This window comes from Collimonas antrihumi, assembly GCF_018304965.1.
Taxonomy (GTDB): domain Bacteria; phylum Pseudomonadota; class Gammaproteobacteria; order Burkholderiales; family Burkholderiaceae_D; genus Collimonas; species Collimonas antrihumi.
Map to the genome: position 1 here is coordinate 190,634 of NZ_JAGQED010000004.1, position 13,499 is coordinate 204,132.

9 protein-coding genes, 1 tRNA gene and 1 pseudogene are annotated in these 13,499 nt (G+C 53.7%); 7 read left to right on the top strand and 4 right to left on the bottom strand.

All coding sequences use genetic code 11. The features are described from left to right. Positions 1-11 precede the first annotated feature (11 nt). The 3 genes from KHU29_RS06080 (at position 12) to KHU29_RS06090 (ending at position 4,123) form a co-directional block, all read left to right on the top strand. Positions 12-1,832: a pilus assembly protein TadG-related protein gene (locus tag KHU29_RS06080; RefSeq protein WP_211451828.1), complete on the top strand. Its 1,821-nt coding sequence runs from the start codon at positions 12-14 to the stop codon at positions 1,830-1,832. Between the two features lie 81 nt (positions 1,833-1,913). Continuing rightward, on the top strand, positions 1,914-3,281 hold the full coding sequence (locus KHU29_RS06085; RefSeq protein WP_211451830.1) for a sigma 54-interacting transcriptional regulator: 1,368 nt from the start codon (positions 1,914-1,916) through the stop codon (positions 3,279-3,281). A 185-nt stretch (positions 3,282-3,466) separates the two neighbouring features. Beyond that, on the top strand, positions 3,467-4,123 hold the full coding sequence (locus KHU29_RS06090) for a DUF2968 domain-containing protein (protein WP_246541556.1): 657 nt from the start codon (positions 3,467-3,469) through the stop codon (positions 4,121-4,123). 703 nt (positions 4,124-4,826) lie between these two features. Here KHU29_RS06090 and KHU29_RS06095 read toward each other — a convergent pair. The 4 genes and pseudogenes from KHU29_RS06095 to KHU29_RS22135 all read right to left on the bottom strand — a co-directional run. Beyond that, positions 4,827-4,913 (bottom strand) — tRNA-Leu (locus tag KHU29_RS06095). A gap of 137 nt (positions 4,914-5,050) precedes the next feature. Continuing rightward, positions 5,051-6,769 (bottom strand): ArnT family glycosyltransferase, encoded by a 1,719-nt coding sequence (locus tag KHU29_RS06100; RefSeq protein ID WP_211451834.1) that lies wholly within the window; start codon positions 6,767-6,769, stop codon positions 5,051-5,053. Between the two features lie 314 nt (positions 6,770-7,083). Further along, the gene (locus tag KHU29_RS06105) at positions 7,084-7,353 is read right to left on the bottom strand and encodes a type B 50S ribosomal protein L31 (RefSeq protein ID WP_061532390.1); all 270 of its coding nucleotides are present in this window, start codon (positions 7,351-7,353) and stop codon (positions 7,084-7,086) included. Positions 7,354-7,726: 373 nt separating this feature from the next. After that, positions 7,727-7,912: pseudogene (locus KHU29_RS22135) on the bottom strand (MFS transporter); the annotation flags it as partial. Positions 7,913-8,268: 356 nt separating this feature from the next. On the opposite strand from KHU29_RS22135, the gene kynU reads away from it, so the two are divergent. The 4 genes from kynU (at position 8,269) to KHU29_RS06125 (ending at position 12,924) form a co-directional block, all read left to right on the top strand. Further along, entirely contained in the window at positions 8,269-9,504 is a 1,236-nt protein-coding gene (kynU, locus tag KHU29_RS06110; RefSeq protein ID WP_211451836.1) for a kynureninase, read from the top strand. Positions 9,505-9,707: 203 nt separating this feature from the next. Continuing rightward, positions 9,708-10,733 carry a porin gene (locus KHU29_RS06115; protein WP_211451837.1) on the top strand — a complete coding sequence of 342 codons (1,026 nt, stop codon included), beginning with the start codon at positions 9,708-9,710 and terminating at the stop codon, positions 10,731-10,733. Between the two features lie 78 nt (positions 10,734-10,811). Then, the gene (locus KHU29_RS06120) at positions 10,812-12,539 is read left to right on the top strand and encodes an LVIVD repeat-containing protein (RefSeq protein ID WP_211451839.1); all 1,728 of its coding nucleotides are present in this window, start codon (positions 10,812-10,814) and stop codon (positions 12,537-12,539) included. A 70-nt stretch (positions 12,540-12,609) separates the two neighbouring features. Continuing rightward, complete coding sequence (locus tag KHU29_RS06125) at positions 12,610-12,924, top strand: c-type cytochrome (protein WP_211451841.1); 315 nt, start codon at positions 12,610-12,612, stop codon at positions 12,922-12,924. Positions 12,925-13,499 lie beyond the last annotated feature (575 nt).

The window sequence follows — 13,499 nt, forward strand, 5'->3', positions numbered from 1 at the left end:
ATATCAAACCGATGCCAATTTTCATGAATTTATGTTCGAATCCCGATGCGGACCAATCGTCAGCCGCTCGCCAGCAGTGGTGTGATGCTGGTTGTCAACGTGGTTCGATTGCGATCATGGCTGCGATTTGCTTGTCCATCATGGTCATCTTGTTGTCGTCGATTGACATCGGTTATTTGTTTTATATGAAGCGCGATTTGCAAAAAGTGGCTGATCTGGCGGCGCTGGCAGGTGCGCAGCAGCTTGTCAGTACGATGCTAACGGGCAATCCGGCCACATGCGCGGCGACTGACCCACCTGCAGTGGCCGCCATAAGATTGGCTGCCATAGGTAATGCGCAGATGAACGGTTTTTCGGATACCGCTCCCAATACAATGTCCAATGCTATCTACGTCAATTGTGGTCGATGGGATCCGAGCGCCAACGCGACCTTGACGCCGAGCTTTTTTTTAGCTCCCCCTGCAGCAAACACACGTCTGAATGCTGTACAGGTAATTCTGACGCAGAATGTACCCGCGTTTTTTGGTTTGAGTTCGCGGACTATCAGTGCTCAGGCGATTGCATCGACTAGCGATCCGTATGCCGCATTTTCGGTTGGTTCTAACTTATTACAAGTCAAAAATGGCGTGGTTCCGAATTTGTTGTCTGCGCTGGGACTAAATCTTGTCGGGACCTCTCTAGTCACATACAACGGCTTGGCTAATGTGTCGGTGACGCCAAGCGGTTTGTTGCAAGCGCTTGGATTTCAAATTCCGCTTCATGCGAGTGTCGGAACCGTGACCCAGCTACTTAACGTGAATACCGCTGGCTGCAGCAATGGAGTATGCACATTGCAGGCGTTGCTTGGCGCTGTTTCTGTCGTAGGTAGTCAACAGAATCTAATCAGTGCACTTGGTTTGACGGCTGGCCAGCTCAATTTACCTGTGCGGCTCTTGTCAATTCCAGGGGGAGCAGGAGGTTTGTTTACCTTGCTTGACGCCGCAGACGGGCAGGCGGCACTGAATGCCGCGATTAACGCTGCAGATGGTGAGTCGGCGCTGAATGTAAAATTGAGCGCTCTGGATATTGTCAGTACTGCTGTCGCGGTCGCAAATAGTTCCCACGCGTTGGCCGCGAGTGTCAGTTTGCCGGGCGCATTAACCACACAGATCGGTATAGTGGAACCGCCTTCAATTGGGATAGGTGGCATTGGCACTACAGCGTTTACAGCGCAGGTTCGGCTCTATACGCGTATTCAAGCTAGCGCCTTAGGTTTAATCACCATAGATTTACCTATCATCATCGATGTGGTCAACGGATTGGGACAGTTGACTGATATGTGCACTACAAAAGATAGTAGTGGCAACGATCGCGCCACGATTCAAATAGATGCGCCGGTGTTGAGTATTTGTGCTGGACAATTCAACGGTGCTGTCAACGGTAGTACCGCTTTCTCGACGACAGGGGCCTGCAAGAAGAATTTAACAGCTTATCCTCAGATGGTAACTGTTCTGGGTATCCCTTTGATCAATCAGCCGATTGCGGTTGACGGTTTGCCGAACAGTCAGCCTGTGCAGTTAATCAAGGGACAAACGACTTCTACCGGCAGTAATAATTTGCAGATCGGCACAACCGTGAGCAATTTATTAAAGGCGCTGACTGCAGCAATAGCAGGCGATTTGTTAGGAGGAGCAGTCGGTCTTCTAACGGATCTCCTACAACCGATCTTGGACGGTTTGGGAGCTCCTTTGTCGCAATTGTTAACTAACCTCCTCGGCGCACAGATAGGTACTGTCGATGTCAAGTTGCTAGATTTGAGTTGCGGTGGCAGCAACGTCAAGTTGGTTTACTAATTAAATGAACAGGCATTTTCTAACGTGAAAATAAGCATGATTCTGCTAGCCTTGCGTGAAGGCGACTGAAAAGAAATGACCATGCAAAACAAACCGTTGCAAGAAAGTCTCGACATATACGTCTGGGAAGGCAATTCCGATATTGCCGACCGGATTTCGCAATGTCTGGCGAGTTTCGATATTGAAGTGATTCGTGCCGACGGCTTGCCGGTGACGCGTGATCAGGTGTCGTCGCGGCCATCGCTGGCGGTGATTTCGGTGACGGTGATCGAGCATGCCGAGTTTTCTGTCGACGCCTGGCAGAAATCGCATGGGATGCCGGTGATCTGGGTGGCCGAAGTCGGACGCACTGCCAATCCGCGCGTATATCCGGTCGAATATTCGCACATCCTGATGCTCGATTTTACCTGTGCCGAACTGCGCAAGCTGGTGTTCCGCCTGGCCTCCGAACTGCACGCCAGCGCCAGCGCGGATCGCTCGCCACAGCCGCTGATTGCGCAATCCGAATCCATGCAGATGCTGGTGGCCGAAGCTGAGGCCTTCGCCGATTGCGAATCCAGTGTGCTGATCGTCGGCGAGACCGGAGTCGGCAAGGAACGCATCGCGCAACTTTTACATCAGCGCCATGGCCGTTATCGCCACGGGCCGTTTGTCGCAGTCAACTGCGGCGCCATTCCGGACGGCCTGTTCGAGTCGCTGTTTTTCGGGCATGCCAAAGGCGCGTTCACCGGCGCCTTGCTGGCGCACAAAGGTTATTTCGAACAGGCCGATGGCGGTACCTTGTTCCTCGACGAAATCGGCGATTTGCCTTTGTACCAGCAGGTCAAACTATTACGCGTGCTGGAGCAAAGCACGGTCACCAGGCTTGGTTCGCAAACGGAGGTGAAGTTGGATTTCCGCCTGGTGGCCGCGACCAACCGGAATTTGCGCGAGCAGGTCCAGCAAGACATGTTTCGCGCTGACTTGTATTATCGGCTGGCAGTGATCGAGCTGCGGGTTCCTAATCTGGAAGAGCGCGGCAGAATCGACAAGATCGCGATTTTCAACACGCTGCTGGCGCAGACCTACGATCAGATTCCGCAACCGCCAGACTGGCTGCTGGAACTGGTGGCCGAGGCGAAATTTGCGGGTAACGTGCGCGAATTACGCAATGTGGCCGAGCGAGTCGGCATCATCTATCGTCAGCTGGGTGTCTGGGATCGCGTTCGCATCGACCGTGTATTCGACAAACTGGGCACCATGGAGCGGGTGAACGAAGGCAACGACCTGACCGCGGTCCGGAAAAAATGGGATCTGGCCGAACGCAGCAGGATTCTTTCCATGCTGGACGCCAACGGCTGGCGGCGCCAGGATACAGCGCATGCACTGGGCATCAGCCGTAAGGTGTTGTGGGAAAAAATGCGCAAATTCCAGATAGCGGACACCGAAGCCATCGGCGAGGCTGAATAATTAGCTACGATAGAGTGATAAAATGGCAACAGCAGTGGCTTGAATGAAAACAGTGCCCAGTAACAACAAGATTACAGATAAAATTGGCCACTAGCTGTAACTCATACCGACAAAACTAATGTTAGCGAAGGAATCAGGGGATGAAAGTGAATGTATGCAAAGCAGTCCGCGGTTTAGGACTAGGAATGCTCATTGCAGGTTTGTCGGTCAATGCACTCGCGCAAACGTCTACAGCAAGCCCCGCGCCGACAACGGTTTCAACTACCCCGACAGCGACAGTTATAGCTTCTAAGCCTGTGGCCAGCAGCGCCAACAGCACCATCAGCGAACTGCAGCAATTAATGCAGAACCAGGGTGTGAGCGAATTGCGTACTACCTACAATGGTAACTACGGCGCTAGCCAGTTGTTCAAGCCGGACAGCCGTACTTATTATGTCGCTTTATTCCAGCAAAAGAATTTCTGGCGCGTCGTAAAGACCACGTCGGAAACGCAGGCCGAGCAGGTCTACAAGAGTTTTGTCGGCCAGACCGAGAAGCTGGCTGAGGTAGATATCCGCCGCATCAAGCTGGAAGCGGAAAAGCAATACACCGAGCAGTTGATTGCGGCTCAGGAAACAAGACTGAACGCCTTGCAAAACGATCTGGTGGTCCAGCAACAGCAAGAGCAGAACGTCTCGGTCCAACAGGATCAGGCGCGTCAGCAAGCACAGCTGCTTAGCAACAAGCAGCAAGCGGCACGCGGCGAGTTGCAGGGCTTGCAAAACCGTATTCGCACGCTGGAAGCACAGCAAACCGTACTGGATAACGGCAATTTTGGCGGTGCCAAGACTATCAGGAAGTAACGCCGGCACGCCGGAAATATCGCGCCAGGCAATTGGCTTTGGCGTTTAGGCAGCAAACGAATCGGGATGCGTATTTTACGCATCCCGATTTTTTTTGGTGCGCCCGGCAGGGCGCATTTACTTGGAGGTGAAAGTCCTCTACTCGCCCGACAAGGGGAAGAATTAGCTGAACGGCAAGGGTGTCGCGGGCGACTGCTAATCTGAAGGAAGCCAGAGGCAAAGCACTGGTCTGACGAACAGGAAGCGGATACGAGGCGGCGTAGCGGGGTGAGATGCCCAATATCACCAAAGCCCGATACTTGTACGGAACGCTACGACGTATACCTGCGGACGGAAATCACAGAGTCGTCCTACGCGGAGCGGCGTTCGCCCAGTGCAATCGACAAATATGCGTTCCAGTTCTAGGCGTTGCTAAAGACCGAGGCGGCCAAATCACGCAAGCAACGACGCACATTGACGCAGATCCGTGAAGACCTGAAGGAATTGGGTTTTGAGGGATCTTATGACAGGGACGCGGCGTTTGCGAGGGGAGGACAACTAGATGATTATCAACTCAGAAAGCAAACGAACTACCTGCGGATTAACAGGCCGTCGCTCTACCAATTTAGCTATCGAGGAATTGGGAAATTATTTTTTGCGGAAAAAATACCAAATTGCGGAAACAATGAAAAAAGGCCCTCAAGTCTGAGAGCCTTATATTCATTGGTGCCGAGAGCCGGAATCGAACCGGCACGCTGTCTCCAGCGCGGGATTTTGAGTCCCGTGCGTCTACCTATTCCGCCATCTCGGCAACGCGTCCGCTATTATGACTGATTTTTTCGGAGCGATCAATAGCCTTTCTGTATGAATCTATTTTCCCCTGAATATATTGGCTACTGCCGTAGCCTCATCCCAATTGAGGCTAATAGATCGGACCAATAGACGAGATTAATTACTCACCCGCTGGTACAAGCGGAAACGTTCATCGCGATCCGACGGGCGGCGGCCGGTCCACAGCAGTTGCCACTTGCCTTTGAATTCGCGCCAGATTGCATCGTCGGATTTGACTGAGATGTTGTCTTGGTACAGCAGGAAATCGCAGTGCGGCTGGCCATATTCGCCAAACGGTATGTCGCCGAAATAAGCAAACGATGCGCGCTGCGCCGGACCGACGTTGGTATCCACGCATTGTTTGACCGCAGGCAGGTGCTGATCGATTTGTGCGGCGACACCTGCATAGCTCTTGCTGTAATTGATCCATGGCAGCCACAAGGTGGTCAGCAACAGCCAGCAGAGAATCACGCCACCTGAGGACAGCACTACGGCGCGCCACAAGACTGCCGGCCGGCGCGACAGGCGCCAGTTCACCAGCAAAATCCAGAATATCGAGCCGAGCAGGGCGATCACCAGTGCGATCAGATTGAACTCGGGTTTAAAGCCGGGCGCCAGTTTGTAGACATTCTTGGCAATCTGCGCCGGCCAACCGCTTTCCTTGGCGATCCAGGCCAGCCAGATAAATGCGGCGCAAGCGGTCAGGGTCATCACCGAGAACCAGTCCACTGCATTGATGGCGCCGCGTTTCATGGTCGGCAAGCCGAATGCGGCCAGAATCACGAGTGGCGGCAACAGAGGCAGCAAAATGCCTTCTTCCGGGTGCGGATTCAGCAACAGTATTATCGTCAGGCTGATGAAAAATGCCAGCGGCAGGGCGATATGCAAGGTCGAACGTTGCTGGCGCCAGGCATATACCGCCCAGCCGGCAAACGGCCACGCCGGCCATGCAAACCAGATACCGTATTTAAAGTAATACGATAATGCGGTCCAGGTCGGCCAGCTCAATTGCTGCAGATTGAATTTTTCCCAAGCCGCGAAGCGATTCAGGCTGTCGGGCAATAGCGTAAAGGTGGTTGCAAACCATATTGCCGGAATTACCAGCGTCAGGGGCAATGTCACCAGCAGTAAATCCTTGGCGATGGCTTTTTCTCGCATCAACGCTAGTGTCAGCAAACCGCACAGCAACGCTAGCGGCAGCAGCCAGCCGCGGGTCAGTATCAGCAGCCCGAAGCTGAGGCCGAGCATTGCCGCACTGCGCAGGCTGCGTGCTTCAAACAGGCGGACCGAGATATAGAAGGAAAAAGCCACCAGTGAAACCTGCAGGCTTTTAGCGGTAGGTTCGTGACTCTGCAATAGCAGGCCGAGACTGCCGAGATAAATCAGGAACGCGCCGTCGGCCAGGGTGCGGCCAAAATCCGTGGGTTCGGGCTGACCGCCGAAGGCCAGTCTTAGTGGTTGTGCTTCGGTACGCCGCCCCAGTAAATAGGTGGCGTACCAGACCGATAGCGAACCGACCAGGAAAAATCCGATTGCAGGTAATCGGCCTGCGAGCGGATCGCCCAGCAGCCAGCCGAATAACTTGATGCAAATTGCGCCTATCCAATAAGTCAGCGGGCTTTCGCCGGGCATGGGCAGGCCGACGATGTTCGGCATCAACCAATCGGCGATGCCGCCGTGGGCCATGGTCCAGGCGATACCGAAGCTGGATGCATCTTCATTTTTCCACGGGTCGCGCCCGATCAGGCCAGGCAAAATATAGAGCAACCCCAGCGCCCACAGGCCCCAGCGTGGCAGTGCGCTGGTGGCGGAGGCGGGAAGGCGAACGGGCTTCATCACAATGGCGTCTGATCAATGTTGAATTGCTGGGTATTGTGCCGGATAGCAGGGTACTTCGCTATTGTTGAGCGTAATTTTTGTTCTTGATATTCTCAATGAAACATACACTTCTTTACGATTTATCAAAGAGTTGGCTGCAATGCGTTGCCGGCACCCGGTTCCGGCACCCGGTTCCGGCACCCGGTTCCGGCACCCGGTTCGCGGCACCCGGTTCGCGGCTCCCGGTTCCGGATGTGGGATTCCGCCCATGTTGCCAATCTCGATAAACAAAAAAAGGCAGCCGCAGCTGCCTTTTTAAACATACGATCGAATTAAGTATTTGCGATCGAAGTCTTGGAACCGACAGTACCGAATTTCTTACGGAACTTGTCAACGCGACCGGCGGTGTCGACGATTTTGTGTTGACCGGTGTAGAACGGATGCGATTCCGACGAAACTTCAATCTTCACCAGAGGATATTCTTTACCTTCGTGAGTGATGTTTTCGCGAGTCTGGATAGTCGAACGGGTCACGAACTTGAAATCGTTCGAAACATCGTGGAACAGAACTTCGCGGTAATTTGGGTGAATGCCGTCTTTCATAATTGCCTCTATTGAGTGGTAGCCAATCAATCACTTCGTCGGTCGCCTTGCTTCTTGACCCGATTGTCGATCACTTGCCGGGGTGGAAAACCGCGAATTATACAATAAAACGGAATAAATCCGGTTGTGAATTGAGAAAAACGAATGAAATCAGTGCCTTGGGGCATCTTAGGACTGATTTGCCATATTGTTCTTTTGATAGCAACCTGAGCAACTAGCGAATTCACCCAAGCTGAGCCTGGTTCTATGCAGGCACCATCTTTTGATTGCCGCTTTTGCGGTACAAATATAGTGTTGCAATTAAGCCACATATCGCTGCGGCAGTCATCCAGATGCCGTTTCCGACAGATAAACCGAGACGCCGCCCAGTTCAACCCCCGCCGAAAGTCATGAAAGTCAGCATTAGCGAAGCAAATTCATCGCCGGCGGGGAAATACGTTTTTGAAATGTATGTCGCTTAAAAGCCTAACAGGAAGAAATCGAACATCTCCATGAAGTTACCGCTGGTCGCCCGCAGGACAGTGCTGAATTTCGATGGGCTGGATTGAGTCGCCGCCATGGTGTGTTGTCGCGAAAATTTGAGGTTCGTAAGGATGGCATTTAACAGATCAGCTTGTTCAGTCTATACCTTATCATTCGGCCTCCATTTCTGTTGTAAATCACGATCTGAAGCACGATCTTCTGCGGCCGGGTTTGCGCTGTAGCACCGGCGGCCATAATTTTTACCTATAAATTAATGGCATGGCAAAGACAGAATTTTTCATTTTCGCTTATCTCAACAGGGTTGCATACTGAGCCGCATACGTACACCGCCAAGCGTCCCGCAGGCAGCCGTGGCGTGGGACCAAAGAGTCGGTAAGTGGTTAAAAGACAAGTATCAAATCAAGTGGCAATTTATAAACTGGGAACAAGAAGATGGTAACGAGACAAGACTGCATTACATTGGATCAGCGCGACGGGCTCGCAGAGTATCGCCATAAGTTCACCTTGCCGGAAGGCGAGATCTACCTCGACGGCAATTCGCTGGGCGCGATGCCAAGCCACCTGCCGGCGCGGATTCAAGAGGTGGTTGCCAAAGAATGGGGAAACGGGCTGATCCGCTCCTGGAACGACGCCGGCTGGATCCATGTGCCCAAGCGCGTCGCGGCAAAAGTGGCGCGTCTGATTGGCGCTAATCCGGATGAAGTCATGGTGGCGGATTCGACCTCGGTGAATTTGTACAAAGCGCTGGCCGCTGCGGCACGCCTGAATCCTGGCCGCAAAGTGATTTTGACGGAGTTGGATAATTTTCCTACCGATCTGTATATCGCTCAAGGCGTCGCGGAATTATTCGGTCTGGAGATCCGTTATGTCGAATCGAATCCGGAGGCCGTGCTGGCCGCACTCGACGACAGCATCTGCCTGACCATGCTAACGCATGTCAATTATCGTACCGGCGCGATTTACCCGATGGCGGAAATTACTGCCAAGGCGCATCAGGTGGGCGCCTTGATGGTGTGGGATCTGGCCCACAGCGCAGGTGCGGTGGAAGTAGATTTGAACGGCGCCAATGCCGATATGGCGGTTGGCTGCGGCTACAAGTATTTGAATGGCGGGCCCGGCGCGCCATCTTTCATCTACGTGGCTGAACGCCATCATCAGAAAATGCGTCAGCCCTTGTCTGGCTGGCACGGCCATGCACGGCCTTTCGAGTTCGTGCGGGACTATCAGCCGGCCGATGGCATGGATCGGATGCAATGCGGTACGCCGCCATTGATTTCCATGTTGGGACTGGATGCGGCGCTGGATGTATTCGACGGCGTCGATATGCATGCCCTGCGTGTCAAAAGCATGGCGCTGGGCGATTTGTTCATCAAGCTGGTGGATGAAAAATTGTCGGAGTACGATTTCGGCCTGGCATCGCCGCGCGATAGTGCGGTGCGCGGCAGCCAGGTTTCGCTCACTCATGCGCAAGGCTACGCGATTGTACAGGCCTTGATCGCGCGCGGCATTACCGGCGATTTCCGCATGCCGAACATCCTGCGCTTCGGCTTTACTCCCTTATATGTGCGTTATGTCGACGTCTACGATACGGTCCAGGCGTTGGCCGAGATCATGGTCGGCGACGCGTGGAATCAAGCACACTTCCTGGCAAAAAAGGCCGTCACCTGAAGCAACAACGATGCGAGTAACGCTGAACGGTGTTACTCGTTTTTGTATGTGCCGCCGCTGCTGTTGCTGGCGGCCAGGCTGCGATTGCGCCCCACCGATAAAGAAAGGCAGTGAGTATTGATAAGAAGCGCGTGCTTTACACATAGCCAAGATTCGGCGTCATAAGCGAACTGGTAAAAAAATTCAAACAAGAGGAGACAGAAATGAAATGCAAGGGAGCTGTTGTAGTTGGCATGTTATTGGCAGGCGGGCAGGCGGTTGCTGCGGAAGGTCCGACGATCTCGGGTTGGATCGATTTGAATATGGAACGAATTTCTTCACCCAAGGGAAGTACCGAGCGGATTTCCAGCGGCGGCTTGAATTCCTCGCGCCTGGTCTTCAGCGATTCGGAAGACCTGGGGGACGGCTGGAAAGCCTTCTTTACGCATGAAATGCAGTTTGACGCCAGCACCGGCGCCGGACCGACACCGCGGCAATCGTTTGTCGGCATGAGCGGCCCTTACGGCACCTTATCCCTGGGACGTCAGAATACGCCGTCCTACTGGGTCGCCGGCTACGCCGATCCGAGCTGGTCTGCCGATTACAGCATGGTCAGCAATATGGAATTTTTCTATGCGCCGTATCGTGAAAGCAATTCGATCAACTACAACACGCCGCGCATCGGTGGGGTCCAGGGCCGCTTCATGTATTCTGCCGGCGCCGAAGACGGCACCAGGAATGGCCGATACATCAGTACCGGCTTCGACTATCGCAACGGTCCCTTGTTTGCCGGTTTTGTCAGCGACTTGACCAATACCAAGAGCATCGTGCCCGGCTCCAATGCGATACCGACCTCGCGCGACAATTATTTTGCGTTGACCTACAAACTCGGCAGCATCGAGCCCACTTTCATCTACCACACCTATAACGGCTATTACGCCTATCCACCTTACGTGGCATTCCAGAGCAAGGGCTGGGACATGCAAATCGGCGCGCGATACAACCTGGATAGCCGCAACAGTTTCTTCGGCAGCTATGTTCGCCGCAAGGATGCTCACAACACCAGCCTGTCGGATGCCAACGGCGCCGTGTTCGGATACGGTTATCACTTTTCCAAGCGCACCGACTTGTATCTCAACTACGCACGCATCATCGCCAAGAACAACACGCCGATCCAGTATCCAGTGACGTTCTCAAGCAATCCGGCGCCAACCAGTGGCGTCCAACTCGGGATACGGCACGGTTTCTGAAACAGCCAGGACGCTTGCAAATTTATAGATGTGGTCCGGCAGCAAAGCCGGACCGAAAAACCTTAGGAGATCAAGAAAATGAACGAGGCAGGTAAGACCATAAAGATATTCTCATGCAGCACGGTAGCGCTGGTTCTGTCAGCGATGCTAAGCACATCGGCGCTAGCGCAGGCACCGCGCAGCGGCGCCAACCTGAACGCACCAGATGCACCTCCTGCCGCCAGCGGCACCAATCAGTTGTTGCCGGGCGAACCGCAGCCGCCGGCGCCAGGCACCTGGGGCTACAACAAAAAAACCGGGAAATTCAAGAGTCCCGATATGACGCCTGATGCGTATGGCGCTCATCCGGTCGAAGGCAGTCTTTCGTACCTGGACCAGAACCAGTATCTGAAAAACGTCAAGGTCGAAGGCTTCGTTCCTTACGTGGCCGGTGCCGGTCACAGCTGGCAGGCGTCCTTTGATTTTGAAGGCAAGCGCTATTTGTACGACTATGAAACCTGGATGTATAACCTGTTTGACATCACCGATCCGCACGACGTCAAGGTAGTCCAGCAGAAGCAGATCAACACCAAGGCAGGCGAGCATCAATTTGGTCCGTTCAACGTCAAATTCAACAAGAAGCTGAACAAGATGCTGGCGGTGCAATGCTACGAAGTGCCACGCTACGGTACTATCCACAACAAGTATTTGCATCCGGAAGAAGTGCAGAAAATCCGTGATCGCAAAATGCTGCGCGGCTTCCGTATTTATGAAGTCACCAGCCCGAAATGGACTGACTGGAAGATTCTGTCGGAAACGCCGCTGGACGACAGGCAATCGGCACAAGACCAGCCGCAGGAAGGTTCCGGTTGCCAGGATGTGCCAGTTTACAACGGCGACCAGTACCTGTTCGTCGCCGGTGCGCCGGACGATAGTTTTAGCAACACCGAGTACAAAACTTATTTGTATGCGGGAGCGCAATTGGCTTATGACGTATCGGATCCGACTAAACCCAAGCGCCTGTCGACCTGGTGGGCGCCGGGATCGCGTGCCGGCGAAGAAGCGGAGTACAAGAAGAATCCACGTGCCGGCAACAAGACCTCATGGATGGGATCGCGCATGCCGCTGTTCATTCCAAAACCGGTCGAGCAGGGGGGTAAATACGGTTACGCTGCAATGGGCGGATTCGGCTTCTGGGTGATCGATATTTCCGATCCGAAGAACATGAAAGCGGTGTCGCACATCGACATGCCGGTCAGCGTGACAGGGACCGAAGGCGACAATATCGATGTCTCCAAAGTCGATGCGACCGGCATGGTGTATTACAGCGGCTATCCGATGAGCGAAGATTGTTACGAACCGCTGAAGGCGATCTATTCGATCGACGTCCGCGATCCTCTGCATCCAAAGATCGTCAATACCTTGCCGACGCCTACGCCGCCGAAGAGCGCTCCGTTCACTGATTTCTGTCAGCGGCGCGGCAGTTTCGGGCCAAAGCGCAGCGGCTATGCACAGATCCAGCCGGGTACGCCAAGCCAGCGTTATATGCCCTATTCCTACTACAACGCGGGCATGCAGATGTTTGACGTAAAGGATCCGCGGCATCCAACCATTGCAGCCTACTTTGTACCGAAGATGATTGACGCCGGCACCAAAACGGTAGATGCGCAAACGCTATCGATTCGCGCCCTGCCTAATCCTGTGCACAGCATCTTCGTCGAGTGGGACCGGAACCTGGTGTGGGTGTTCTCTAACCACGGTATCTATACGCTGTCGGTGCCGTTATTGGGAAAACCGGTATTCGGCATGCCGGCAAAATCTGAGTAACACGTAAAAAGTTGGTAAATGGCCCGGGTAGATCCGGGCCATTTTTGTTAACCGGATGCTGAGGTGATAAATGAAGTTGCAGTTTCCAATAATGGCGTTGATGCTGGTGTCGATATTCGGCGGTCGGGAAGCGGTTGCCGGTGAAGAGAGTTGTCGTGCTTGTCATTCGATGGACACGACGCTGGTGGGGCCACCGTTCCGTGCCGTAGCTGCGCGTTACAAGGATGATCAGCTGGCAATCGAAAAGCTGAAGAAGAGCATGCTGGAAGGTAGTAGCGGCAAGTGGGGCAGTGTGGCAATGCCTCCGAATCAGGGATTGACCCGGGAAGAGGCGGAGCGATTTGCGCATTGGGTGATGAGTTTGAATACCTCCAACGCACATTAACGAGCCGCAGTTTTACATCATACGTTTTACTTGGCGCCGGATGGTCATCGGCACCAACCGCAGAACCATCATCGTTATTCCCTCCCAGGCGCCGCGATAACCTTCTCCAACGATAGATTCCACGTCGTGGTCACGGAGAACGGCAATTCACTTGTCACGGGTTTGTTTCTTTTCGTTTTACCGCTCGTTCTCCGTGGTCCACTAAGCGGGGTCGGAGTGAAGTTTCGGCGTTAAGGCATGCCGAAAGTTCACTCCGACCCCGGTTAGTTCGAGCCGCTCGTCGCATATACCGTAAAAGTTCGGTGCCACGATTTGTATGGATGTGAATCGATGACGTAGTGATCTGGGGTCAGAGTCTAATGCCGTTAAGTTAAGCCACGAACGGTATTCTTTAGATGGCCCAATGCGGTCACTCCGTCATCCCCGCGAACGCGGGGATCCATGTTGCACAGTATGGTGGTTAAAATGGATTCTCGCGTTCGCGGGAATGACGTGCCAAGCGCTATAACCGGTAACCTTAACTTAACGGCATTAGGGTCGGAGTCAACTTTCGCACGGGTTATCGCGAAACTTGA